The organism is Haloechinothrix aidingensis (assembly GCF_013450155.1).
GTDB classification, from domain to species: domain Bacteria; phylum Actinomycetota; class Actinomycetes; order Mycobacteriales; family Pseudonocardiaceae; genus Haloechinothrix; species Haloechinothrix aidingensis.
On record NZ_JACCKD010000001.1, the window covers coordinates 153,179 to 177,327 of the forward strand.

At 67.5% G+C, this 24,149-nt stretch carries 31 protein-coding genes; 22 read left to right on the forward strand and 9 right to left on the reverse strand.

Translation table 11 applies throughout. The features are described from left to right. Positions 1-38: 38 nt before the first annotated feature. From H0B56_RS00675 to H0B56_RS00690, 4 genes are all read right to left on the reverse strand, one after another. Positions 39-830 (reverse strand): ABC transporter permease, encoded by a 792-nt coding sequence (locus H0B56_RS00675; protein ID WP_180890965.1) that lies wholly within the window; start codon positions 828-830, stop codon positions 39-41. Continuing rightward, the gene (locus tag H0B56_RS00680) at positions 827-1,789 is read right to left on the reverse strand and encodes an ATP-binding cassette domain-containing protein (protein WP_180890966.1); all 963 of its coding nucleotides are present in this window, start codon (positions 1,787-1,789) and stop codon (positions 827-829) included. The genes H0B56_RS00675 and H0B56_RS00680 overlap by 4 nt, the downstream gene beginning before the upstream one ends. Positions 1,790-1,819: 30 nt before the next feature. Beyond that, the gene (locus H0B56_RS00685) at positions 1,820-2,665 is read right to left on the reverse strand and encodes a DUF4097 family beta strand repeat-containing protein (protein WP_180890967.1); all 846 of its coding nucleotides are present in this window, start codon (positions 2,663-2,665) and stop codon (positions 1,820-1,822) included. A gap of 77 nt (positions 2,666-2,742) precedes the next feature. Further along, on the reverse strand, positions 2,743-3,261 hold the full coding sequence (locus H0B56_RS00690) for an Arc family DNA-binding protein (RefSeq protein ID WP_180890968.1): 519 nt from the start codon (positions 3,259-3,261) through the stop codon (positions 2,743-2,745). An 820-nt stretch (positions 3,262-4,081) separates the two neighbouring features. On the opposite strand from H0B56_RS00690, the gene H0B56_RS00695 reads away from it, so the two are divergent. From H0B56_RS00695 to H0B56_RS00705, 3 genes are read left to right on the forward strand one after another with little or no spacing between them, the layout of a single operon-like run. Further along, positions 4,082-5,683 carry a matrixin family metalloprotease gene (locus tag H0B56_RS00695; RefSeq protein WP_180890969.1) on the forward strand — a complete coding sequence of 534 codons (1,602 nt, stop codon included), beginning with the start codon at positions 4,082-4,084 and terminating at the stop codon, positions 5,681-5,683. Further along, positions 5,683-5,940: a hypothetical protein gene (locus tag H0B56_RS00700; protein WP_180890970.1), complete on the forward strand. Its 258-nt coding sequence runs from the start codon at positions 5,683-5,685 to the stop codon at positions 5,938-5,940. The genes H0B56_RS00695 and H0B56_RS00700 overlap by 1 nt, the downstream gene beginning before the upstream one ends. 12 nt (positions 5,941-5,952) lie before the next feature. After that, complete coding sequence (locus H0B56_RS00705) at positions 5,953-6,303, forward strand: hypothetical protein (RefSeq protein WP_180890971.1); 351 nt, start codon at positions 5,953-5,955, stop codon at positions 6,301-6,303. Between the two features lie 120 nt (positions 6,304-6,423). On the opposite strand, the gene H0B56_RS00710 is transcribed toward H0B56_RS00705, so the two are convergent. Next, on the reverse strand, positions 6,424-6,915 hold the full coding sequence (locus H0B56_RS00710) for a DUF6789 family protein (protein WP_219632064.1): 492 nt from the start codon (positions 6,913-6,915) through the stop codon (positions 6,424-6,426). An 89-nt stretch (positions 6,916-7,004) separates the two neighbouring features. Between H0B56_RS00710 and H0B56_RS00715 the strand changes: the two genes are divergently transcribed. The 11 genes from H0B56_RS00715 (at position 7,005) to H0B56_RS00765 (ending at position 14,432) form a co-directional block, all read left to right on the forward strand. Beyond that, the gene (locus tag H0B56_RS00715; RefSeq protein ID WP_180890972.1) at positions 7,005-7,421 is read left to right on the forward strand and encodes an ArsR/SmtB family transcription factor; all 417 of its coding nucleotides are present in this window, start codon (positions 7,005-7,007) and stop codon (positions 7,419-7,421) included. A 58-nt stretch (positions 7,422-7,479) separates the two neighbouring features. After that, positions 7,480-7,794, forward strand: a complete 315-nt coding sequence (locus tag H0B56_RS00720) for a hypothetical protein (protein WP_180890973.1) — start codon at positions 7,480-7,482, stop codon at positions 7,792-7,794. A gap of 108 nt (positions 7,795-7,902) precedes the next feature. Further along, positions 7,903-8,157 (forward strand): SelT/SelW/SelH family protein, encoded by a 255-nt coding sequence (locus H0B56_RS00725; protein ID WP_180890974.1) that lies wholly within the window; start codon positions 7,903-7,905, stop codon positions 8,155-8,157. A 59-nt stretch (positions 8,158-8,216) separates the two neighbouring features. Then, the gene (locus H0B56_RS00730; protein WP_180890975.1) at positions 8,217-8,774 is read left to right on the forward strand and encodes a hypothetical protein; all 558 of its coding nucleotides are present in this window, start codon (positions 8,217-8,219) and stop codon (positions 8,772-8,774) included. 171 nt (positions 8,775-8,945) lie between these two features. Beyond that, positions 8,946-10,445 carry a flavin-containing monooxygenase gene (locus H0B56_RS00735; protein ID WP_180890976.1) on the forward strand — a complete coding sequence of 500 codons (1,500 nt, stop codon included), beginning with the start codon at positions 8,946-8,948 and terminating at the stop codon, positions 10,443-10,445. A gap of 158 nt (positions 10,446-10,603) precedes the next feature. Beyond that, positions 10,604-11,224: an NAD(P)-dependent oxidoreductase gene (locus H0B56_RS00740; protein ID WP_180890977.1), complete on the forward strand. Its 621-nt coding sequence runs from the start codon at positions 10,604-10,606 to the stop codon at positions 11,222-11,224. Between the two features lie 72 nt (positions 11,225-11,296). After that, positions 11,297-12,244 carry an AraC family transcriptional regulator gene (locus H0B56_RS00745; protein ID WP_180890978.1) on the forward strand — a complete coding sequence of 316 codons (948 nt, stop codon included), beginning with the start codon at positions 11,297-11,299 and terminating at the stop codon, positions 12,242-12,244. Between the two features lie 61 nt (positions 12,245-12,305). After that, a complete protein-coding gene (locus tag H0B56_RS00750) occupies positions 12,306-13,025 on the forward strand; it encodes a TetR family transcriptional regulator (RefSeq protein WP_180890979.1) in 720 nt (239 codons plus the stop codon). Positions 13,026-13,207: 182 nt separating this feature from the next. After that, positions 13,208-13,408 carry a hypothetical protein gene (locus H0B56_RS00755; RefSeq protein WP_089299498.1) on the forward strand — a complete coding sequence of 67 codons (201 nt, stop codon included), beginning with the start codon at positions 13,208-13,210 and terminating at the stop codon, positions 13,406-13,408. Positions 13,409-13,558: 150 nt separating this feature from the next. Next, positions 13,559-13,864 (forward strand): protein kinase domain-containing protein, encoded by a 306-nt coding sequence (locus H0B56_RS00760; RefSeq protein ID WP_180890980.1) that lies wholly within the window; start codon positions 13,559-13,561, stop codon positions 13,862-13,864. 358 nt (positions 13,865-14,222) lie between these two features. After that, positions 14,223-14,432, forward strand: coding sequence for a hypothetical protein (locus tag H0B56_RS00765; RefSeq protein ID WP_219632066.1), 210 nt, complete (start codon positions 14,223-14,225; stop codon positions 14,430-14,432). Positions 14,433-14,491: 59 nt separating this feature from the next. On the opposite strand, the gene H0B56_RS00770 is transcribed toward H0B56_RS00765, so the two are convergent. After that, the gene (locus tag H0B56_RS00770) at positions 14,492-15,316 is read right to left on the reverse strand and encodes a thioesterase family protein (RefSeq protein WP_180890982.1); all 825 of its coding nucleotides are present in this window, start codon (positions 15,314-15,316) and stop codon (positions 14,492-14,494) included. Between the two features lie 119 nt (positions 15,317-15,435). Here H0B56_RS00770 and H0B56_RS00775 point away from each other — a divergent pair, with 119 nt between their 5' ends. Both H0B56_RS00775 and H0B56_RS00780 read left to right on the forward strand, forming a co-directional pair. After that, entirely contained in the window at positions 15,436-16,284 is an 849-nt protein-coding gene (locus H0B56_RS00775) for a helix-turn-helix domain-containing protein (protein WP_180890983.1), read from the forward strand. 149 nt (positions 16,285-16,433) lie between these two features. Further along, positions 16,434-16,883: a DUF6918 family protein gene (locus H0B56_RS00780; RefSeq protein WP_180890984.1), complete on the forward strand. Its 450-nt coding sequence runs from the start codon at positions 16,434-16,436 to the stop codon at positions 16,881-16,883. A 122-nt stretch (positions 16,884-17,005) separates the two neighbouring features. Here H0B56_RS00780 and H0B56_RS00785 read toward each other — a convergent pair whose 3' ends face one another. Next, positions 17,006-17,878 carry a hypothetical protein gene (locus tag H0B56_RS00785; RefSeq protein ID WP_180890985.1) on the reverse strand — a complete coding sequence of 291 codons (873 nt, stop codon included), beginning with the start codon at positions 17,876-17,878 and terminating at the stop codon, positions 17,006-17,008. Positions 17,879-18,048: 170 nt separating this feature from the next. Here H0B56_RS00785 and H0B56_RS00790 point away from each other — a divergent pair, with 170 nt between their 5' ends. The 6 genes from H0B56_RS00790 (at position 18,049) to H0B56_RS00815 (ending at position 23,001) form a co-directional block, all read left to right on the forward strand. Continuing rightward, positions 18,049-18,597, forward strand: coding sequence for a peptidylprolyl isomerase (locus tag H0B56_RS00790; protein WP_089299502.1), 549 nt, complete (start codon positions 18,049-18,051; stop codon positions 18,595-18,597). A 37-nt stretch (positions 18,598-18,634) separates the two neighbouring features. Beyond that, positions 18,635-19,552, forward strand: a complete 918-nt coding sequence (locus tag H0B56_RS23375; RefSeq protein ID WP_180890986.1) for a rhomboid family intramembrane serine protease — start codon at positions 18,635-18,637, stop codon at positions 19,550-19,552. 212 nt (positions 19,553-19,764) lie between these two features. Further along, on the forward strand, positions 19,765-20,082 hold the full coding sequence (locus H0B56_RS00800; protein ID WP_180890987.1) for a hypothetical protein: 318 nt from the start codon (positions 19,765-19,767) through the stop codon (positions 20,080-20,082). After that, complete coding sequence (locus tag H0B56_RS00805; protein WP_180890988.1) at positions 20,082-21,758, forward strand: alpha/beta hydrolase; 1,677 nt, start codon at positions 20,082-20,084, stop codon at positions 21,756-21,758. The genes H0B56_RS00800 and H0B56_RS00805 overlap by 1 nt, the downstream gene beginning before the upstream one ends. Beyond that, positions 21,755-22,381 (forward strand): LppA family lipoprotein, encoded by a 627-nt coding sequence (locus tag H0B56_RS00810; RefSeq protein WP_180890989.1) that lies wholly within the window; start codon positions 21,755-21,757, stop codon positions 22,379-22,381. Before H0B56_RS00805 ends, H0B56_RS00810 begins: the two co-directional genes overlap by 4 nt. Positions 22,382-22,383: 2 nt before the next feature. After that, a complete protein-coding gene (locus H0B56_RS00815) occupies positions 22,384-23,001 on the forward strand; it encodes an LppA family lipoprotein (protein ID WP_246360808.1) in 618 nt (205 codons plus the stop codon). Between the two features lie 88 nt (positions 23,002-23,089). Here H0B56_RS00815 and H0B56_RS00820 read toward each other — a convergent pair whose 3' ends face one another. Continuing rightward, complete coding sequence (locus H0B56_RS00820) at positions 23,090-23,464, reverse strand: PH domain-containing protein (RefSeq protein ID WP_343063699.1); 375 nt, start codon at positions 23,462-23,464, stop codon at positions 23,090-23,092. 124 nt (positions 23,465-23,588) lie between these two features. Beyond that, a complete protein-coding gene (gene crgA, locus H0B56_RS00825) occupies positions 23,589-23,858 on the reverse strand; it encodes a cell division protein CrgA (RefSeq protein WP_180890992.1) in 270 nt (89 codons plus the stop codon). Positions 23,859-24,149: the final 291 nt, after the last annotated feature.

A 24,149-nucleotide genomic window follows, 5' to 3' on the forward strand; every position in this document is an offset into this window, starting at 1 on the left:
GTGCCGCACTGTGCGGCACGAGCGGCCATATCGCTGAGTCACGTCTTGCGGTTGTACAGCTTTTTCGCCCATACGTAGCCGAGCAGCGCAATGCCCGCACACCAGGTCAGCGCGATCCACAGGTCGTCGCCGACCGGGTTGTCCATCAGCAGTGCCCGGATGGACTCCATGATCGGGGTGAACGGCTGGTACTCGGCGAACCAGCGCAACCCCCCGGGCATCGAGTCGGTCGGAACGAACCCGCTGCCGAGGAACGGCAGGAACATCAGCGGCATCGGCAGGCTGCTGGCCGCCTCGACGCTCTGCGAAGTCTGGCCGATCGCCACGGTGAGCCAGACCAGCGCGAACGCCACGGCGGCGAGCACACCGACGAGGGCGAGCCAGCCACCGAAGCTTGCACGCGGCTCGAAACCGATCAGCAGCGCCACACCGATCACCACCGCCATGCTCAGGAATGCCTGGATGAGACTGCCGATCACGTGCCCGGTCAGCACAGACACCCTGGCGATGTTCATGGTGCGGAACCGGGCGATGATTCCATCGGTCATGTCCATGGCCACGGACACCGCGGTTCCCTGGACGGTGGTCGCGATGGTTATCAGCAGGATCGCGGGCACCATGTAGTTGATGTACTCGGCTCGACCACCGGAGGGCCCGCCGACCCCAGCTCCGAGCGTGCCGCCGAACACGTACACGAACAGCAGTAGCAAGAGGATCGGCATTGCGATCAGTTGCACGGTCATCGACGGGTATCGCACCATCCGCTTCAGGTTGCGACGCACCATCGTCGTCGAATCGCGTAACGGGTGGGTCGTGGCCGCGGCGTTCATCGGTCGATCACCTTCTCGTTGTCGGAATCGCCCGTGAGGGCGAGGAAGACGTCGTCGAGGTCGGGGGTGTGCACGGAAAGGGTGTCCACGTCGATCGACTCATGGTCGAGCCGGTCCAGTAGTGCCTTCAGCGAGTGCAGGCTGCCGTCGTTCGGTACCCGAAGGGCCAGCGCGTCGCCGTCTGAGTGTGCGTCCTGGCCGAGAACCCGTTGCGCGGTCTGGAAACCGCTGGGTTCGGAAAACTGGAGTAGGACGTGGCCGCCGGGAATTCGGCGTTTCAATTGCTCGGCGGTGCCCTCGGCGACCAGCCTGCCGTCCTCCAGCACGGCGATCCGGTCGGCCAGTTCGTCGGCCTCCTCCAGGTACTGGGTGGTCAGGAAGATGGTCACGCCGTCGGCCACCAGTTCCCGCACGATCTGCCACACCCCGCGCCTGCTACGCGGATCCAGCCCGGTGGTCGGCTCGTCCAGGAAGATGACGCGGGGATTCCCGACCAGCGTCATCGCCAGATCCAGCCGCCGCCGCATACCACCGGAATACGTGGACGCCGGTTTCCGCGCCGCCTCGGTCAGATCGAACCGCTCAAGCAGATCGGCCGTCCTCCGCTTACGATCCTTCTTGGATAGATGGTTCAGGTCCGCCATCATCCGCAGGTTCTCCTCACCGGTGAGCAGGTTGTCCACGGCGGAGAACTGGCCGGTGACACCGATCGCAGCCCGCACCGAATCCGGATCGGACGCCACATCATGCCCCGCGACCTCGGCCCGGCCGCCATTGGCGGCTATCAGCGTGGACAGGATCTTGACCGTCGTCGTCTTGCCAGCGCCGTTCGCACCGAGCAGGGAGAAGATCGTTCCCTGCGGCACGTTCAGGTCGATTCCGTCCAGCACTGTCTTGTCGCCGAACGACTTCCGCAACCCGCTCACGGATATCGCGAGTTGTGCGGCGTTATTCATCATTGCCAATTCCCTTCACCGTAAGATCCGGGTTCAGGCCCGGTGGATCGTGATGTCGCCGAATCCGGTGCGTGCGCGCACTTCGACCGTCTCGCCGGTCTTTTCCGGCGGCTCCGTCGTCTCGTCGAGCGCATTGCGCACCTGTCCGAAGTTGGTCTTCGCGTCCAGCCAGGCCGACGTGCCGGCACCGATGCCGATGTCCAGGTCGCCGGTCGAGGTTTCCAGCACAACGGAACCGCGAGCGACCTCACCGACCCGGATCGACCCGTTGGCGGTCTTCGCGTCCACATCGCCGCCTGCCCAGTCCAGCGCAATGTCCCCGTTCGCCGAACGCACTCGCGCTTCGCCGTCGATCGTGCCAAGCTCGGTGTTGCCGTTGGAGTTCTTGATCGTGGCGCCGCCGGTGACCTCACCGATCCGAACCCGGCCGGTCCCTGTGGTCACCTCTGCGTCACCCGCGACGCCCTCGACCGAGATGTGCCCGGCGGACGTGTTCAGCCGCAGCGGCCCGGTCCGGTCCAGCCGCGCGTGCCCCGCGGAGGACTTGAACCGGCACTCGCCGAGCCGGCCGGTCGACTGGAAATCGCCGACCGTGTCCGCCTGCACCTGCGAACCCTCGGGCAGTTCGACGGTCACGTCGATGGACCAACTCTTGGCGGAGAAGTCGAATGGCCGTGGCTTCTTGCCCTTGATCAGTAGTGTGCCGCTGGAGTACTCGACGCGGACCTGCTCGGCCGCCTTCACGTCCGAAGGCTCATTCTCGTCGGACGGGCGCACCTCGACCACGGTGTCGGTGCGCTGGCTCGCGAGGAACCGTACGTTGGCCACGCTGACATCGAGGGTCACGATGATCGGCTCCGGCGTATCGAAAGTAGGCATGGTTGTCCCCTTCTGATCGGTGAAATCGGCGTTCTCGCTGATGAGAACGGTGAGGTATTCGGGCGCTTCCAGCGCGGCTAGCCGATCCAGCCGGTGTAGCGCTGCTTACCCCGGCCGCCGCGCTGATCCGGGGCCTGCTCCTTGGCGGGTTGCCGCAACGTGGCCGAGACGACCTGGCCAAGCCACGCGTTGACCGAGCGGCCTTCCTTCGCGGCCGCCTCCTCGATCGCGGCCTTGAGGTGTTCCGGGAGTCGGAAGTTGATCCGCGCGGTGGCGGCGTCGTCGGTGCCCGCGGGATCGACATCCGGTACCGGCTCGGGTTCCGGTGCAGCCGCGGCGTATGCGGCCTCGGATGGTGGCGGCGTCACCACGAAGTTCGGGTCGCGGCCCCGCAGCCGGACCTCGACCGAACCAGGCGCGAGGTCACGGGTGATTTCGTCGGCGGCAGCCGACAGCGCCTCCAGCAGCGTGAGGCGTACCGCCGACTCGACCGGCCCGGCCAGCCGCTCAGCCAACGCACGAGCCTCCTCGCCCCCGGCCTCGGCGGCGGTTGCCAGCTCCCTGCTGAGGAAATCCACATACGGTGTCAAGTCCATGGCGCCACTATGGCACATATATGGCGCCACTACAAGCAATAGTGGCGCCGTTTGTCGCCATCGTGGCGCTTCAGATGGTCAGAGCGGACCAGTACTCGCCGTAGTCGCGGTGTGCCCGACTGACTTATGATCGAACATAAGTGCGAACACAGCGGGTCGCAGTGCGAGTTCGGGCGGATCGTGCCGTTGTACCTGTTCCCGACGCGGCGTCGATGCCCGCGCGGTCACCGACTCGAGGTGGGGGTCGGTGCTGGTTGTCGGTGATGACGAACTGGTCGATCAGGGCCTGTAGCTCGGCCACGGTGGTTGTTGTGCGTGCTTGTCGTAGGTGTGCGGGGATCGTGTACCGCTCAGAGATGATCGTTTTGGCCTGGGAACGGTAACGGGGCGAGGAGTTCATAGACCCACGAGCGGGAGAGGCCGTCGTCGGCCACAATGTCGGCGACTGACTGGTTCTCCACAACAACGGCAGTGATGACCAGGCGTGCCTTCGACGTGCCCGAGCATCCAGCACCACTCCGGCATGTCCTGAGACACGCGTCCGGGATGTCCTGAGACTGGACACCCTCAGCTCCACTTTCGTGATGCCCCGGGGACGCCGGCCAACGGTGCCCCCGGGGCATCGTCTTGTGTGCGGGCTTGTACGGACGATTCTGTACTCAGCCACACGACGTATCCGGAGGAAGCGTTCCGAGGTTGGCTTTGCCTTCGCCGCGCAGGATGCCCCGATCCGGCGCTTGACCGAACGTGCCGGATGGGGTCACGCTGAGTTTCTGCCCGGTAGCGCCCCGAGTCAGCACGACCAGGGGGTTTATGCCATATGTCCGCCGCACGCCAGCGTCTGGAACACAATCCACCGGCAGATGCAGCCGAGCGGACCGGCCGCGTCGACTGGGGTGACGACGCGCGCGGGCGGCCCGTCGAGCCGGTGCAGGCGGAAGGGAAACGGGCGAGGGAGAACGTCGAGGTCACGATCGAGCTCGCGGGGTTCGATGACGTCGCAACGGATGATGCCGAGCTGACGATGCTCGAAACGCATCGGCCCCGTAACGCTTCAGCACGCCATATCGAGCGCCGATGGAAACCGGCCGGCTCGGTGCAACAAGTGGAGGTACCGCCGGGGGACCATGTGATCGTCGTGGCCAGAACGGGGTATCGACCGTACGCGACGATGGTCTCGGTTCGCAGGGCGCAGCAACGGATCCGGATCGCACCACCGCGACTACCGCTCGGTGCGGGTGAACGGGCCGACGAGCTGCTGCGCCCCGGGGAACGCCACTCGTTCGTCGATTCCGTCCGCACGTTCCTCCATCACTTCGGGTACCTGGAAACGCGGTGTGAATGCCGTCCAGACCAGATCTGCCAGCACGTCGAGGTGGCGTTGCGGCGCTTCCAGCGTGCCTTCGGCATGGCGGCAACCGGTGGGTTGACCATCGGCGTGCTGCGGTCCATGCACCTGCCGCGCTGTGCGGTCCCGGACGTGTCCACGTCCGGGACCGGCGAAGGGTCCCGGACCGCGGCCGCAGGCGCGGGCGAGGCGGTCTCGGGGCCAGGTGGCACGACGGAAGAGGATCCGATCGTGTTCAGCGCGAACCACTGGGACGACCACGAGTTGACGTACCGGAAACTCGGCGGGACAGCCGATGTGACCAACGAGTGGTCGATGATCCGTGCCGCCATGCAGTCCTGGGCCGATGTCAGCCCGTTGAACTTCACAGGAACCACGGTCGCACCGTCGCATCTCGAGTTCGACTTCCGGGATCCCAGCGAGGACGACTACCCGTTCGATAAGGGTGGTTCGAAGGACTACAACACCTACGCACGGGGGTTCTACCCCGGCAGTGGCCTTGTCGAGTTCGACGACCACGAGGACTGGGGCGATCTCAGCCTGGAAGCCACCGCGGCCCACGAGATCGGCCATGCGATCGGCCTGCGGCACTCGTCGGTCGAGGACTCGACGATGTACCCGTATTACCACGAGGGATGGAAGGACCCCAAGGAGGTCGACATCCGGGGCGTGAAGAGCCTGTACGCGCCGGTGGTGCGTCGCGACGGGCCCTTCATTTCCTATCCCATGTGGGCGGTGACGGCGACCGGCGGAACCGACACGGTCACGATCGATCTGGGGCGGCCACGGAACTTCCTCGCCTGGGGCGTGATCACCCTTGTCGACGCGCAGATCGACCTGGACAGAGACAACATGTGCTTCATGGACATCTTCGAGGTCGACGGTGTGCGTACCGATTGGCGTGCCGCACAGGGTGACCACTTCGGATCGCCGAGCTCGCCGGCCAACCCGCACCAGCCGGCCTACTCGGGGCGCGGGCGCAACGTCATGTTCCGGCTCGTCGCCGGGCACGTCGCCGACCTGGAGATCGGCGGCTACGCACTGGTACTCGTTCTCGACGAAGGGGTCGACTGATGCCTGTCTACATGCTTTACGACACCGGCAGCGGTGAGGTGGTCGGTGTCCACAGCGAGGTGCACGCCGGTGAGGGCGAGCAGACAGTCGCGCTCACGGATGCCCAGGTGCTCGCCGACGCGATGCCTGAGGGCTCCGGCCGGGATATCGGCGTCCTGGAGGTCGCCGAGCGGCCGCGGCCCCGGCGCGGATACCGGCTCGTCGTCGATCCCGCCCTCGGTGAGGTTGCCGAGGTCGAGACACCGGCCGCGACCTGATCGGAGGTCAGCATGCAGGCGTTCACCGTCAACCTCGCGTCGGTCGACAGCGCGGGCGGGGAGACCGTCACGGTCGATCTCGGTACCAGGCGGACCTTTTACGCGTGGTGCCAGATCACGGTGATCGACTCGCTGGCCGACTTCGACAGGGACAACGCGGCCGCGATCGATATCGTGCGGGTCGACGGCACCCTGACTCCGTGGCGTGCCGCGGGAGGGGACCACTTCGGTCCACCCGGTGCCGTGTCCAACGTTCGCGAAAGTGCGATGTCCGGAGCCGGGCAGCGCATCACGTTCCGGCTCCGGGCGTTCCACAAGGCCGACCTCGCGGTGCTCGGTGTCGGCATGGTCCTGGTGCCGTGAGTGACGTCCGGTGGCAGCCGTGCCGGGGTGCGGTCTCGCGGGGCCGGACAACCGGCCGCCCGGCGGCATACCCCTCGAGAAGCCGCCGGGCAGCCGCCCGGGTATCCGCGGTCCCCGTGCCTACTGGGTTGCCGGCGCCCGCTCGGTAGCGGGTTTGCGGTCGAGGAGCAGACCCAGGATGGCGCCGTAGATCAGGTGCAGCAGCAGTGTCGCTGCCGCGATCTTGACCGTGATCGCGGTGCCGAACGCACCCCAGCCCACATAGGGCAGCCATGCCAGGCCCATCAGCGCCCACAGCCCGGCACCGTAGCCGAGTGCCTTGCCCAGGGTGACCCGCCGCAACAACCCGGCGAGGATCGCGCCCGCGATCGCGCCGTAGGCGAGGTGTGTCAGGGCCGCAAGCGCCATCAATGCCGGTTCGGGCAGTGGCCCCAGCGTGTGCGCGACCAGCGCCGCCGGAACCGGCTTGGGCATCGGTGACGCCCCGGTGAGCACGGTGGTGAGCATCACGGCACTCATCGCCAGCGTGGCCACCGCGCCCGCCCCGGCGCCCGCGGCCAGCCGCCGCGCACCCGGAAGGGCTGGTGCCGAGCTGTCCTGCCCGTCCGTCATCACAACCTCCAGTAATATTCGGACTAACGAATGAGTGCGTGATATTATTCGGAGAAACGAATGGATGCAAACCGAGGAGGCGTGCCGCGATGAGCGTGGATACCGTCGGCGAGGCGGGTGACTCCGCGACACAGCTCGATGACCTGGACGACGACCTGCGGGTGCAGGTGGTGACCAAGGCCGCGGCGGCGCTCGCCGATCCGGTCCGGCTGCGGATCCTGTGGCTGCTCCGCGAGAAGGGCGAGCTGACCGTGGGCTCGTTGACCGAGGCGGTGCCGGTGAGCCAGCCCCGCGTCTCGGTGCACCTGCGCTGCCTGACCGACTGCGGCTACACCGAGGTTCGCCGCGAGGGCCGCCGCTCGTTCTACCGGCTGGCGACGCCGGAGATCGGTGGCTTGCTCGACCGGCTGACGGCGCATGCCGCGGGTTCGGTCGACGGGCTGCTGGCGTGCCTGTCCTGCACTCCCGACGGAGAGCCCACGACCGACGCGGCAGGCTGCTGCTGACCGCTCCGTCCTCCACGACCGCCACGCACCAAACAACCGTGTCAGGGAAGTGATCACTGTGCCCGATCCCGAGACGCCTACCAGCTCCGCTGACACCGGTCACCGGCAACCCGGATCCTCCGGGTCGAGCGGTGGCTGGTGGGCCGGGGCGATCGCCCTGCTGGCGGTAGCCTGCTGCGCGGTTCCGGTGCTGCTGTCCGGCGGTGTGCTCGCCGGGATCGCCGGGATCGGCATGGGTGGCGTAGCGGGGACAGTGGCGCTCGTCGCCGCCGTGGCGATCCTCTCCGCCGCCGTGGTCATGTTCGCCCGCGGCCGACGGGCCTGCTCGCGTGGTGATGGGCAGGCCGATCGCACCGACGACCACCGGGCCTGAGGGGTCCGGTACCGAGCGCGGACCGCGATGCGGCGACTCCGAACCTCGACGTCGCTTCGCCTGCCTGCCGCGACGATGCCCGAAAGGCACAAGGAAGGGATGGTGAGCGTGAACGAGGTAGAGATCGAGTACTGCGAGCCGTGCGGCCTGTTGCCCGCGGCGGAGAAGACCGGGCACGCGCTGCTGACGACGCATGCCGGCCGCATCCACGGCCTGCGGTTTACCCCGGGGCATGGTGGGGTGTTCCGCGTCGACGTTGACGGTGAAACGGTCTTCGACAAGGCCTCCGAGGAGGACTTCGATGTGGACGTCATCGTGGCGCGCGTCGGTGCGCGGCTGACACCACCGACCATCCAACTGTGACGCGTGTCGTTGCGACGCTTCACCGTGTCATTAGGTCGCGTGCCGTACGCTACCGCACAATGACTACAGATAGCGCGACGAACGCGACCTCTCCCGGGAACGACTCCGAGGGCGAGCCGGAAGACGCTCCGGCCACCGACCAGGTCCAGGAGTCGTCCTCCGAGGCGAGTACGGGTGAATCGGCAGCCGCAGGCACGGGTTCCGCGGGCGGTTTCGCGGCCGGGGCCGGCGCCGTCATCAGCGCGGGGCTCGGCGTTGCCTCGCTCACCGGAACCTCGCTCGGCGAGATGCTGAAAACGCGCAAGGAGATCATCGGCCAGATCGAGTCGGGTACCGGCGGCGGTGGCGGCGACCAGATCGAGGCGTTCTACGGTGCGCCGTGGGACGTCGCGGCGCTCGTCAACGGGGTCATCGGCCTGGTCGCCGTCGTTCTCGGCGGCGTGCTGCTGGCCGCGCTGGCCCGCCGTGCCGAGGCGCACACGTGGGTGAAGGCGGTGGCACTGGGCGGTGCGGTCCTCGGTGTGCTCGGACTGCTCGTCGCAGGCGGCATGTACTTTGATCTCTTCGCCAGCGCGCCGGAGCTTCCCCAGCAACCCGCTCCCGGTATGGGCGGCTGAGGCACGTGCGTTAACCGCGCGGCCGCCTTCGATCCCGAAGCGGCCGCGCGGCACGGGCAGGCCCGGGCAGTACAACCCGGTGGCGGCACGGCCCGCCTCCGGCCGTTCCGGCTGCCCGCGGCTCCACACCGGATGCTCGACCTGGGTTATACAAGCGTCTAGTGTGGTGCCATGAGTGAGCTGGAGCACGTGGACGTCCTGGTTGTCGGTGCCGGACTATCGGGAGTCGGCGCCGCCTGTCACCTGCGGAGCACCTTCGGCGACAAGACTGTCGCGATTCTCGAGGCTCGCGACGACATCGGCGGTACATGGGATCTCTTCCGGTACCCCGGTATCCGGTCCGACTCCGACATGTTCACCCTCGGCTATCGCTTCAGGCCGTGGCGCGAGCGGGAAGCGATAGCCGACGGGCCCGCGATCCTGAGCTACGTCCGGGAAACCGCGCACGAGTACGGGGTGTACGACGCGATCCGGTTCAACCACCGCGTCGTGCGCGCCGAGTGGTCGAGTGCGGACGCCGTCTGGACGGTCACCGCCGAGCGCACCGACACGGCGGAAACAGTCCGGCTCACCTGCGGTTTCCTGTTCTCGTGCAGCGGCTACTACCGCTACGACGAGGGGTACACGCCCGAGTTCCCCGGCACCGAACGCTTCGCGGGGCGCATCGTGCACCCGCAGCACTGGCCCGAGGACCTCGACTACGCGGGCAAGCGCGTTGTGGTGATCGGCAGCGGCGCTACCGCTGTGACGCTGGTACCGGCGATGGCCCCGGACGCGGCGCACGTGACGATGCTGCAGCGGTCGCCGAGCTACATCATCACGATTCCCGGGCAGGACGCCATCGCCACCGGCCTGCGCAAGGTGCTTCCGGACCGGGCAGCGTACATGCTCACGCGATGGAAGAACGTGCTCCTCCAGGTCGCGATATTCCAGCTCAGCCGCAGGCGCCCGGCCATGGTCAAGGCCTTGCTGAAGAAGCTGGTCCGGATGCAGCTTCCGAAGGGCTACGACGTCGAGACCCACTTCAACCCGGACTACAACCCGTGGGACCAGCGCCTGTGCCTGGTACCGGACGGGGATCTGTTCAAGACGATCAGCGAGGGCGCGGCCTCCGTGGTCACCGACCACATCGACACCGTCACCGAGTCGGGTATCCGGCTCACCTCGGGTCAGCATGTGGCTGCCGACGTCATCGTCACCGCCACCGGCCTGAACCTGCTCGCCTTCGGTGGCATGGAGCTGGTCGTGGACGGGCGTGAGATCAGCCTGCCGGAGACCATGGCGTACAAGGGCATCATGCTCACGGGCGTACCGAACTTCGCGTACGTTATCGGCTACACGAACGCGTCGTGGACACTCAAGGCCGATCTGGCGTGCGAGTACCTGTGCCGGCTACTGGCGCATATGGACACCCACGGCTACGACAGCTGTGTCGTGGAACGCGACCCCACCGTGGCTGAGGAGCTGTTCCTCGACCTGTCCTCCGGGTACGTGCGACGCGCCCTCGACAGGCTGCCTGCGCAGGGTGACCGCCTGCCGTGGAAGCTGCGCCAGAACTATCTCCGGGATGTCGTGGACCTGCGGCACGGGAAGTTGTACGACGACGCGATGACGTTCTCCACCGTGAGCGCGGGTTCCGCGGCCACCGGAGCCGCGGGCCGTCGCCGGTGAGTCGGCTGCCGCCCGGGCCCGGGGACCCGGGTCACGTTTCACGTTGAACACGCTCCCGGCGGACGATCGGATATGCGTTCGGGCGATCCGGCCATGGCACGTCCCCGCCTCACCGGGATTGACTGGACTCACCTCGACGGCGAGAGGGGTGGGCGGCCATGAAGATCGTGGTGTTCGGAGCGACCGGAAGTGTGGGTCGGCATGTGGTGCGGCAGGCGCTGTCGCGTGGCTACTCGGTGACCGCGTTCACCCGCGACGCGGACAGGGTCACCGGCCACGGTGACAGCCTGCGGGTCGTGCAGGGCGACGTCACCGATCCGGCCGCGGTACGACCGGCAGTGGCCGGTCACGACGCGGTGATCGTCACGCTCGGGGCGGGCAGGAAGGGCGGCGTCCGGGAGGCCGGAACGCGGACGATCGTCCAGGCGATGGAGCGCGAGAGCGTGCGGCGTCTGGTCTGCCAGTCGACCCTCGGCGTGGGCGAGAGCCGCGGCAACCTGAACTTCCTGTGGAAGTACGTCATGTTCGGGCTACTGCTACGGCCCGCCTTCCAGGATCACGTGCGGCAAGAAGAACTCGTTCGGCACAGCAGGCTGGACTGGACCATCGTGCGGCCGAGCGCCTTCACCGACGGCCCGCGCACGGGCCGGTACCGGCACGGCTTCGACGGCGCGACCGCGACCTCCCTGCGGATCGCCCGTGCCGATGTCGCGGACTTCCTGCTCGAGCAGCTCGGAGACGAGAGCTATCTACGTGGCACCCCCGCGGTCTCGTACTGACGAGCCGTGTCCCGTCCGGCGAGCCGGTCGACCGGGCCGGCGGTACGCCCGCGCGACCCTATGATGGCGGGCATGGACGTGCTTGCGGGGTTGCTCGACGGCCCGCGAGCTCGCGGGGCGTTCCTGCTGCGTTCCGTGCTGGATCCGCCGTGGGCGTTGCGAGTACAGGACCGGGCACCGCTCACCCTCGTCGCCCTCGTCCGGGGGTGGGCGTGGATCCTGCCCGAGCGGGACGAGGCGGTCCGGCTGGACGCGGGCGACGTCGCCGTTGTCCGGGGACCGGATCCGTACACGATCGCCGACGACCCCGCTACCGCACCCACGGTAGTGATACACCCGGGTCAACTCTGCACGAGTGCTTCCGACGGCAGGAGCCTGCGCGAGGAATGGGATCTCGGCGTACGCACCTGGGGGACGGGCCGCGACGGCGCCACGACGATGCTCACCGGCACCTACGAGCGAGCAGGCGAGATCAGCCGGTCGCTGCTGGCGGCGTTGCCTCCGGTACTGGCGATGCGGCGCGCTGACTGGGACTCACCCCTCGTCACGCTGCTTGCTCACGAGATCGTCACCGACACGGTCGGGCAACGTGCGGTACTGGACAGGCTGCTCGACGCGCTGCTCATCGCGGTACTCCGCACCTGGCTGGCCGGGCAGGAGGAGAGCGCTCCCGGGTGGTACCGGGCGCAACGCGACCCGGCGGTGCGCAAGGCGCTGCAACTGGTGCACAGCGCGCCGGAACACCCGTGGACCGTCGCTGGGCTGGCGACGGAGTGCGGGGTGTCGCGCACCGTTCTCGCCCGGCGGTTCACCGAACTGGTCGGGCAACCGCCGATGTCCTACCTCACCAGCTGGCGGCTCACGCTTGCCGCGGACCTGCTGTGCCGGCCCGGCAGCACCGTCGCCGGGGTCGCGAGGCGGGTCGGCTACGGCACCGCCTTCGCGCTCAGCGCTGCCTTCAAACGCGAGCGCGGTATCAGCCCCCGGGAGTATCGCGCCCTGGCCGACCGCTCTTCGTAGGTCCGGGCTGGCGTTGGTGGCGCGGCTGACGAGACCGTCGGGGGATGCGTAACCTGGAACGGTGCCTGAACAGCCGAGTAGCAGTGCGGCGAGGGACGGCCGGGTAGCCCGCTGGGCCGGCCAGCGCTGCAGGCGGCGCGCCGAGATCGTGGACGCGGCCGTCGACGCGATCGGCGCGTACGGACCCGGGGTGTCCATCGACCAGATCGCGGCCCAGGCCGGGATCGCACGCCCTCGCCTGTACCGGCACTTCGACGATGTCGAGGATCTCCGCCGCGCGGTCGCGCGGCGCGCGGGCAGGGAGCTTTTCGGCGCCGTGACACCCGTGTTGAGTAACCCGGTTGGTACACCGTGGAGCCTCATCGAGTGCTCGGTCGAGATGTTCGTCACATGGCTGGATGGGAACGCCGACCTGTATCGCTACGTGAAACGGAGCACAGGATCGAGTAAGAGCGAAGCCGACGACGTGGTCACCGACATCCGCGGGAAACTCGCCCGGTGGATCGGGAGAATCCTCGCGGACTACTTCGCGGTGTTCGAATTGGACACGCGAACGGCCGACTCGATAGCGTTCGGCCTGGTCGGCCTGGTCGAGTCGGCGACGAACCGGTGGATGAGCGAGCCGGCCGAGTTGACGCGGGACGAGTTCGTCGCGACTGTCGCGCGATGTGTCTGGGGGGTCATCGAGCACACCCTGCAGGGCGGCGGAGTCCGGTTGGCCCCGCACGAGTCCCTTCCGCCGCTACCTCTGAATGAACCTGATGGGGTGAATGGTATGTGATCCAGGACACACTGCTGTAGCGATGTGTGGTACACTGATGTACCCGTTACTCTGAAGTAGCGACAGTGACGAGGGGTTGCGCAGGGGAGTCGGATCGGTCGTTGGAGTGGATGCCCCATCGTCCGATCGTCATGCGACCCTGGAGGTGCTTGTCGCGTGAGGAAGAAGGGCACGGGTAACCATTGCCTGAGACAACCGAGTACCGCGAGTGGCTGGACGAGACCGAGCAGGAGGCCTACGAGCTGATCGCTCGCCGTTACGACGAGGGGCGTGCGGCCTTGGACACGCGGACTACAGAGGGCCTGGCCGAGCAGATCGAGGCCGAGTCCGAGAACGGCTCCGCGGAAGAAGCGGAGCAGGAGACAGACGGCGGCACAGCCTAGCGTGCCGCCGAACCGGTGAGCAGGGACGAGGACGCCGCTGAGCGGCCGGGCGGCACCAGGCGGTCTGGCAGGTGAGTGCGGCGCGCACAGCGCTGTGATGTGCTGGCGCCGGACTCACACGAACGTGGGTAAAGCGGTACCGTTCGGCGCGTGCGCGGGTCGACGGTTCTTGGCGGGCGCGTTACGAGCCGGGTCGACGTGGATGAGGCCCTCGGCATCACCCGCGCGGTACGCGCCGCGCTTGCCGCCGCACACCAGCAGGGCTTCGTGCACCGGGACGTGAAGCCCTCCAACATCCTGCTTCCCGACTCCGGCGGTGTGAAGCTGGCCGACTTCGGCATCGCCACGGCGCTCGGGGCTGTGGCGACCCGGCTGACCGGGACCGGGTTGATGGTGGACACGCCGCGCTATGTCGCTCCGGAGCAGGCGGCCAGGAACCCCCACGCCGGCCTGTGACGTCTACTCGCTCGGTGTCGTGCTATTCGAATGCCTGGCAGGGCGGGCACCGTTCGAGGCGGGGTCCCCGCTGGCCGAGGCACTCGCGCACCAGAGGGACCGTGTCCCGTCGCCGACGGGGCTGGCACCGCACGTGCCTGCGGGGATCGCCGCGGTGGTCCAGCGCGCCCTCGACAAGGATCCCGGTAGGCACTACCCGGACGCCGCGTGGAGGACGCCGACGAACTCGTGGATGAGCTCGAGGAATGGGTCGAGGACGCGGAGATCGATGCCGAGCGCGGCCGGCGTGCGATGTCGGTGTTGCGCCCCCTCGGCGAGGATGACTGACCGCCTCCGGTGAGGGCTACGCTGGATGGTGATGAACGGACCGATCATCTGCTCCGCGAAGGGCTGCACCAGTAGCGGCGCCTACGCGGTGATCTGGAACAACCCCAAGATCCACGATCCCGAGCGGGAGAAGACGTGGATCGCCTGCGAGGAGCACCGCGAGTGGCTCGCGCACTTCCTGGACAAGCGCGGGTTCCTACGCCGGGTCGACAACCTGGCCGACACGGCCGGCAACGAGTAGAGCCGAAGGGATCCTCGGGAGTCGCACAGGTACCCGAGGATCCCTTCGGCTCGCCCGCGCTAGACGAGCGCGAGCTGTCGCGACTGCGCCACGAGCACGCCTCGCGAGTCCCAGATCTCGAAGTCCTCCTCGTGGAATCCGTTCAGCAGGTTGCGGGTACTGGCTCGGCATGCCAGCCAACCGGGTTCCGGACGCTCGCGCACGTGCAGCGTCAGCTCGACCGTGGAGGACTGCAGCTCGCCCAGCTCCCAGACAACCGGCGGCGCGGCATCGACAAGCAGGGGTAGGGTGAGTACGTCGGCAGGGGTCCCGTCGGCGAGGCGCATCCAGAACTCCGCCGAGGGCGTGCCGTCCGCGCGTCCCTGCCGCCATCCGGGTTGATCCGCGAACCGCACCTCGACCCGTTCGGCGATCGTCGCCCCGTTGAGGTCCATCCCGCGCGTCGGGGACACACAGCGTTCCGGCGCGGGTAGCGCGGGCGGCTCGGTGAGCATCTCCGTGCGCCCGGTTGCCCGTTCCAGGTCGGTGAAGGTGGCGACGGCGTGCACGATGTCCCGTCCCTGCTGACGTAACGTGCTCTCGCCGGTGCTCATGCGTGTGCCTTCCCTCAGCATCTCGGTTTCCACTTCGGCGTCGGCCACCTGGCCGGGGCGCAGGAAGAATCCGGACACGGCAAGCGGATCCGGGTGCGGCGCCACGTCCGCGAGCGCCCGCACGCAGATCGCGAGCAGGTAACCGCCGTTCGGCGTTCCGGGGCGGATGCACCACCGGTCCGACAGCCACGCGCTGCGTCGCGTACCCCCCACCGGTTCGCTGCGCGTGTCGATGTCGAACACGCTCTCCTCCCGGGCGGCTGTGGTGTCCGGGTAGCCGAGGTCGGTCATGATGCTGTCCTCCACAGGTGTGCGGTTGTCACTGCTGCGAGCATCGTCCCCGGAACGTCGCCTGTCCATTACCTCCGAGGTAATGGACCGCGGGAGGTCGCGTTACGTAGCGTCTTGTCATGGCCGTTGGTGAAGCTCACGGGGGACTACCGGTGCCGTCGGGCGCGGGGGAAGCGATCCGCGCGTGGCGGGCACGAAGAAGAGTCAGTCAGCTCGACCTGGCACTGCGGACCGGAGTGTCCACAAAGCATATTAGTTTCATCGAGACCGGCCGATCGACTCCCACCCGCGACATGATCACAAGGTTGGCCGAACAGCTCGACATCCCGCTGAGAGATCGCAACAAGCTGTTGCTCCTCAACGGCTACGCACCGGCGTACCCGGAGCGCGACCTCGACGATCCCGAACTCGAGTCCGTTCGCGGCGCGCTCCACCAGGTACTGCGTGGCCACGAACCGTACCCGGCTGCACTGGTCGATCGAGTGTGGAACCTCGTGGATGCCAACGAAAGCCTCGCGCTGTTCACAGTGGACGTATCAGCTGAGCTGCTGGAAGGGCCGGTGAACGTGTTGCGGCTGAGTTTACATCCGGACGGTATGGCTCCCCGGATCGACAATCTGCCCGAGTGGCGCGCGCACGTTCTCGATCGGCTGCGCCGCCAGATCGATGCCACAGACGACCCGGAACTACGCGACCTGCACAGCGAGCTGCGGACCTACCCCTGCGTGACGAGCGGCCACGATATGTCCGCAATGGACCGCCGATCTATCGCTGTTCCGTTGCGCTACCGGTCCGAACGGGGCCGGCTGACTTTCGTGAGTACGACGGCGGTGTTCGGCACGCCACTGGACGTCACGGTCTCGGAACTAGCCGTGGAAGCGTTCTTCCCGGCCGATGCGGCGACCATGCGCGCGCTCGCCGGAGGCGTTACCGGCGCGGGCGAGCCGGCGTTCGGCGATCCCGTGTAGGCCGCGTGCCGCGAGGGTATAAGGTTCCGGCGTACTTCGTTCGCCGCGGTAATCCCCGCTGCGGCCACGGTCGTGACGGCAGGGGTCCGCACGGACGGGAACGCGACTTTCGAATCACGAAGACACGTAGCGGAAAGGACTCGGTACACGTGGCAGCAACACTGAAGGAGATCCTGCTCGACGACAGCAAGCGTCCGGGCGTCGTCGCGGACATGCGGCAGGTTGTCGATGACGAGGTCGCTTCCAAGAGCGGAATGTCCGGAACGGCCATCAAGAGCGGCTACGGGCTGGTGAACAAGATCAAGCCGGACATCATCGGCGAGGCTGTGGACAGCTTGCTCGATGACTTCACCGCGCGGCTGGAGCCCTTCTACGCCGACTACCGCGAGAAAGGGGCCGGCTCGCTGGCCGAGTACTTCGACGGGCGTTCGGACGAGGTCGCCGACGCGCTGCTGGGCGTTACCGACGCCCGTGCCGAAAGCTCGCAGCGGGAGTCCATCAAGAAGGTCTACGACAAGCTGCGGCCGCAAGGGAAGAAGAACGTGGAGGAGGCCCTCCCGCGCGTCGCCGAGGTGCTGACCAAGCACGGTGCCCAGTAGAGGCACCCGGTAGAGGCGTCACGTGACGCCGCCCGGCTGAACGTGACGGGGGGCCGGCGTCAACGGGGCCGGGGACCCGCGTGCGGATCCCCGGCCCCGTCGTCACCGTCCGGTGGTGCGGCTCAGCTCTTCTTGTTCGTGCTGGACTGCTGATCCTGGTCGGCGCTGCGCTGCTGCGGCGTCTTGCTGCCCGAGCCACCTCCCGAGGAGGATGCGCTCGGGGTCGAGGATCCTGTGGATCCGGCCGAGCCGGTCGACGTGGCGTCGGTGCGCGCCTCGGTGGCCGCTGCCGATCCGTCGCCGGAGGCCGCCGATGTGGGCTGCGCCGAACCAGCCGCGGAGGTCCCGGAGCCACCGGCCGACGCGGTTCCCTGCTCGTCGGCGCGCGGCGGGACAGGAGCGAGTGGCGGTTCCGGCTTGGGGCGCATCGCGTATGCGGTTCCGGCGGCGACAACGCCGAGGCCGACGACCCATGGCCAACGGCGCTTCGATCCGCCCTTGGCCTGCGCCACGACGGCCTTGGCTTCCTTCTTGGCGAGCTTGGCCTGCTTCTTGCTGTCCTTGAAGTCCTTCTTGGCCTGCTTCTTCGAAGTACCTGCCTTCTTGGCGGATTTGATCGCGGACTTCTTGTCCTTGCGCGTGGGCTTTGCCGCGTCGGCCTTCATGGCCTCGGCTTCCTGCATTGCGGCTTCCTTTCGTGCCTTCTCCGCACTGCGTGCGAGGTCCTTGCGCATCTGCTCGGACTTGCGTTCGAGCTTCTTACGGGCACGCCGACTGGATTTCTTGACCTCGCCACGCGCCGATTCCGCCCCTTCAGCGACTGACTCAGCCACCTGTGCAGGGCTCATACCGTGCTCGGCAAGCTTTCGCTCAGCGACGACGGCCGCGTTGGACGTCACCTCTGCGCCGGCCTTGCTGGCTTCGGAGGCCCGCTTGCGGACCGTGTCGAATCCGCTCTTGACCGACTCACCCATCGAATCTGGGCCCCGAGTCATGGTCTTCACCTCGTCAATCGAATTACAGTGGTGTTGTTCGTCACCATACTGCCCCGTTCGTACGTACATCGCCCGCCAGGGGTTGCACGTCGGGTCGGCGGCGAAACGTGCCGGGCGTGCCGTCGGTAGCCCGACTATGAGGCCACGATACAAGGTGGCACGATGTTCGGGTGACTGAAAGCAATGAATCCCCCGTCGGATCGTCCCTTCAGGCGACACTGCACACCAGCCAAGGCGACATTCGGCTGTGGTTGTTCAGTGATCACGCCCCGAAGACGGTCGCGAACTTCGTGGAACTGGCCGAGGGCACCAAGGAGTACACACAGCCCAACGCCCGGGGCGAGATGACCGGGCCGTTCTATGACGGCAGCGTCTTCCACCGGGTCATCGACGGCTTCATGATCCAGGGCGGTGACCCCACCGGCACCGGTCGTGGCGGCCCCGGCTACAAGTTCGGCGACGAGTTCCACCCGGAGTTGCAGTTCAACCGGCCGTACCTGCTCGCCATGGCCAATGCCGGTCCGAACAGCAACGGCTCGCAGTTCTTCATCACGGTCGGCCCCGCGACGCACCTGAACTTCAAGCACTCCATCTTCGGCGAAGTCGCCGACGAGGAGTCGCGCCGGGTGGTCGACTCGATCGCTACCAGCCCCACCGGTCCCGCCGACCGGCCGCTGGAGGACATCGTGATCGAGCGGGTGTCGATCGAGCGCGAGTGAGCGCGAAGCCCGCGATGGCGACGAGGGTGGCTGCGTCGTGAGCGAACCCCCACAGAAATCCGATCAGCCGGAGGAACGCGCACCGCGTACCTGCTGGTGGCATCCGGACCGGCGGACCGGCCTGCGCTGCGCGCGGTGTGAGCGGTCCGCCTGCCCGGACTGCCTGCGCGAGGCCACGGTCGGCTACCAGTGTGTCGACTGCGTCGCAGCCGCGCGCAAGCAGCATCAGGCCCAGCGCGCGCGGTACCGCAAGTCCGGCTTCGGCTACCGCACCATCGCGGGCGCGCGCGTACCGAGCCAGCCGCTGGTGACCTACACGCTGATCGCGCTCAACGTGATCGTCTTCGCTGTCACCGCGGCGCAGGCACAGGATGTGATGCGCAACTTCCAGTCCGAGGTGATGAATCTCGGGGTGCTGGTCCCGCTGGTCGCCGCCGCGGGCGAGTGGTGGCGAGTGATCACGTCCGGGTTCCTGCACATCGGCCTGTTGCATCTCGCGGTGAACATGTTCGCCCTGTGGATCCTTGGTAAGGAACTGGAGCGCGTGCTCGGCACCGCCCGCTACCTCGTGCTGTACCTGCTGTCCCTGCTCGGCGGCAGCGTGGCGGTCTTCGCGTTCTCCAGCCCGGACACTCCCGTGGCCGGGGCGTCCGGGGCCGTGTACGGCGTCCTCGGCGGCATCCTCATCGCGGTGCTGCGGCTGCGGCTCAACCTCACGCCGATCATCGCCATCATCGTGCTCAACCTGGCGATCAGTATCGGCGTCAAGCAGATCTCGCTGTTCGGCCACCTCGGTGGGCTGGTGGTCGGAGTCCTGGTGTGCGCTGCGATGGTCTACGCCCCGTCCCGGCACCGTACCGGGTGGCAGGCAGGCGCGGTGGCGATCATCCTTGCCGCGCTCATCGGGGCATACGCGATCCGGTACGCGCAGCTGAGCGCGCTCATCTGGTACTGATCAGCGGCAACCCGCGTCAGTCCAGGTCGTCATCCTCGTGTCCTGCTGCGTCCGGGTTGTACCAGACCAGCCGCGAGCTGATCGCCCCGCGCTTGCCCTGCGGCGGCGTTGTCCGCACCTGAGTAGTTCTGCTCACCTCGCTTCGCATCTGGCGCGTTGGCGCGCCTCCTGTGGCATCCTGGGCCTGTTCGGCCCGTGCTGGGGAGGCTGCGGTGAGTGACATCGAGGTGTATACCGAGGAGCTGCGCGCGGCGGGCCACGCCACACGCGAGGCCGCGGAGTCCGTGGCAGGGATCGAGCTGGGTGCCGCGCTGACGGGTGTGAAGTCCGGGTTGCCCGGCTCGCGTGCCGCGTCGGAGTCGAGCGCGCTGGCGGAGCACTGGGACGGAATCTCGGCAAGGTGCGCCGAACGGCTGGCCGAGCGGGCGGAGAAGCTGGCCGATGCGGCGGACGACTACGACTCCCGTGAGCGGTCGGCGGCCGAGGATTTCGAGGGGTTGTTGCCGCGCGGCCCGGAGGGCCCGATCTGATGGGGGCCTGGTCGGATGTGCTGCGGTGGGATTCCGCCGCTCTGGAAGGCGTCGGCGACGCGTTGAGTTCCGAACGCAAGGTGCTCGACGGTGTGCTCGGGGACATCGAGGACGGTTCGGTGCCCCGGCAGTGGCGTGGCGAGGCCGCCGAAGCCGCCCGGAGCTCGCTGCGCGACCGGATCGAGGAACTGGAAGCGCTCAAGACCGACGTCGCCGCGATGATCGCCGAGGTGGACGGGGCGAGCGAGGCGGTCGCCGCGACGCTCCGCGCCGTCGAGGAGGCCGAGAGCCTGGCCGCATATCACGGCTTCCGGATCACCGAAGCGGGCAACGTGGTCGATGAGCGGGTCCAGCTGGAGACCACGCCACAGGATGTGATCGAGACCCGCGCAGCGGTGCAGCAGGAGCTGGTGGATCGGATCGAGCAGATCCTGCGCAGGGCCGCCGAGATCGACGAGAGTCTCGTCGGCATGATGACGCGGCTGACGTCCGGGGCGACGCTGCCGGGCGCGTACATCGATGAGATGAACGCGGAGGTGTGGGGCGGTGCCCCGCCGCCGCCGACGAACGGCTCGCCGACGGAGATCGCGGGCTGGTGGGCGACACTCAGCGACGACGAGCGTGAGTGGCTGGTGAACAACCGTCCCGAGCGGATCGGCACGATGGACGGCCTGCCCGTCGCGGAGCGCAGTGAGGCGAACATGCTGCGTTTGCCCGCCGAGCGGGAACGGCTGGAGGCCGAACTCGAAGAGCTGCGCGCGGACGGGCGGGAAAGTGAGATCCACCAGGTGCAGGCCCAGCTCGACTCCATCGAGTCGATCGAGGACATGATGGACGGCGGCGACCGGAGCCTGATCACGCTGGACCTGGACGGGGAGCGTGCGCGGGCGGCGATCGGCACCGGCGATGTGGACAACGCGGAGAAGGTGTCGGTGTTCACCCCCGGTATGAACTCCACCGTGAGCGGGAACATGGAGGACTACGTCCGCGAGATGGAGCAGGTGCAGCGTGAGGCACAGGAGATGCTTCGGGACGACGAGTTGACTTCCGACCAGGAGGTCGCTTCGGTGGTGTACCTGGACTACGAGCCGCCGAAGACCGTATTCCCGGAGGTGCGGGAAGGGCTCCATCCGGACCGCTACGAGGAGGGCGCTCGGCGGTTGGCGCCGTTCCTCGACGGGCTGGCGGCGAACCGGACCGGGGACATCCCGATGCACCTGACCGCGACGGGTCATTCCTACGGCAGCCCGACGACAGGGCTCGCCCTGCGGGAGAGTTCGGCGGCGGACGCGGTGGTGTTCCACGGGGCGCCCGGTGTCGGTTCAGCAGCACCGGACGACGAGGGCAGGCTCGCCCCCGACACCGGCGAGGAGGTCTGGACGGACAGCGACGAGATGCGGGTCCCGGAGGGCAGTATGTACAACCTGTCCAACGAGGAGGACATCATCGCCAACACCGGGTGGCACGGGGTGAACCCGAGCCTGGACAAGCACATCACCGAGCTGTCCACGGACGACGCCGTCGCCGCCGACGGCAGGGAACTGCACGCCACCTACGGCCACACCAGCTACGTCGAGGAGCGGGAGCCCACCAGCGAGGAGCTGTCCACCAGTGAGTACAACACCGCCGCCGTCATAGCCGACAAGACCGACGTTCTCATCGAGCAGCCGCGATGACGAACTCTCTGAGGATACGAACCATCAGATCGCTGGTGGTGTTGGCTGCTGTCGTGGTGTTGGGGGTGGGGTGTAGTGATGCGTCGGACTATATCGGTGGTCCTGGTGAGCGTGAGGAGCACGACAACATGAGCGCTGAGGAGCAGTTCGAGGAGCTTGCCCAGCGCCCGGACATCGAGCAGGCCGTGCGGCGTTATGAGGAGGTGCTGTCCGAGATCAGTACCGAGCTTCGGGGATTGACCGATCTTCCGGAGTGGGAGCGCCTGGAGGGGATGGGCTCTCAACCCGGCTGTAATGCGTTCCCGGATGTCGGTAACTGGGATGCCGAGCGCCGCTTCATGGATACGTGGCATTCTCCGGGGCATTTCGCTGAGGAGGAGTGGCCGGTGGTGCGTGATGCGTTGCATCGCATCGCGGGTGAGTATGGTTTCGACACGGTGGTGCAGGACATCTTCCAGGCGGGTCGCCGGTCGTACAAGCTGGTTGACGATTACGGGGCGCAGTTATCGCTTTCGTATCGGGACAACACGAATCTGAGCGTCATGACGGGGTGTCATTTGCTTGCGGAGGCGGTTGAGCATGGTGGGCCGCGTCCGCGTCCGACGGAGCGTACTCCTCGGTGACGATGCTGGCGGTGCGTCGGCGTGCGCTGCGCCTACTGGCGGTGTTGGCTGCTGTCGTGGTGGTGGGGTGTGGTGATGCGTCGGACTATATCGGTGGTCCGGGTGAGCGGGAGGATCGTGACGAGTTGAGTGTTGCGGAGCAGTTCGACGAGCTTGCGCAGCGCCCGGACATCGAGCAGGCCACCGAGCGCTACGAGGAGATGCTGTCCGAGATCAGTACCGAGCTTCGGGGATTGACCGATCTTCCGGAGTGGCAGCGCCTGGAGGGGATGGGCTCTCAACCCGGTTGTAATGCTTTCCCGGATGTCGGCAACTGGGATGCCGAGCGCCGATTCATGGACGATTGGTTCTCGCCAGGGCATATCGCTGAGGAGGAGTGGCCGGTGGTGCGTGATGCATTGCATCGCATCGCGGGTGAGTATGGTTTCGACACGGTCGTGCAGGACATCTTCCAGGCGGATGCACGGTCGTACAAGCTGGTTGACGGTTACGGGGCGCAGTTGTCCTTCGGATACAGAGACAACACCACACTTGACGTCATGACGGGGTGTCATCTTCTTCCGGAGGCGCTCGAGCATGGGGGGCCGCGTCCTCGTCCGACGGAGATGACTCCCCGGTGACGGGGCGTCCCGAGTAGCGACCGAGGCCGCGACGGCAGGACGAGTGCGGGCGGCAGCCAGCGGTGCGTGCGCGTCTCCGGTGCCTCGGCTACTCCGTCTGCTGCCGTAGCCGTTCCAAGACCTCGTGCGGGTCCGCTCCCAGCTCCAACTCGCCGAGGGCGATGAGCTCGGGGTCGGATCCGGGGTGCTCGTCGGCGATGTCCAGTTCGAGCGTGTCGACGTCCCGCCCGAGCCTGCGAGTGGTGGCCACGCGGCAGTGCACGCGGTTCCACGGTGTGTAGCGGTGCCCGCTGAGCGTGCGCACGGTGATACCGGAGGCATCGGCGGCCAGGCGGGGGCGAACGAGCGCGCCGTACAGGGTGGTCGCGGCGAAGAACACCGTGATCACGCTGAGTAGGAGAGCGCCTGGGGGGTCACCGGTCGTGCCGAACCAGGCCGCCCCGCCTCCCGCTGCCAGCGTCACTACGCCACACAGGGCGACGAGTCCGGGCTTGGGTCCCCAACGTACTGGCCAGTTATCCACACGAACAGGCGACTCGGCCGAGTTATCCACAGGGTTATCCACACTGGGGAGGGTTACATGGGTGTCATTCACGCCAGCGCATGGTCATCAGCAGCCCGGTGATCATCAGAGCGAAGCCGATGGCGAAGTTCCAGTTACCGAGGTCGGCCATGAACGGGATCTCGGTACCGGCCAGGTAGTTCACGACCAACCAGATCAGCCCGAGCAGCATCAGGCCGAACATCACGGCCTTGTACACCGGATGCGTCGGCCCCTGCGCGTGAGCCGTGGCCGACGACCTCCTGTCGGCCGGAGGGGTGTACGCGGTCTTCTTGCGTACCTTGGACTTGGGCATAGCGCTCCTCGTAGTCCTGCTCGTTCACCGGCCGGGCCGCTCACCGCGCTCGGGTCACCGGGCACTGCCGGTCACCCGGGTTCGCCGGTCGCCTACCACCCGTACTCGGTCGGCGCAGTCAGCTGTGTCGATCGTTCACGGTTACCCGTGTACCCACCGTAGGAGGGCACATCTCCACGTTAACGCAATGGTGGATGCACAGGCAGTGGGGTGAGGGCGGGCAACTACTATGTACGCCCAGCAGGCGGCGGCTCCACTCGGTGGCCGTTGCCTGTGGACGAGTTCGCGGTG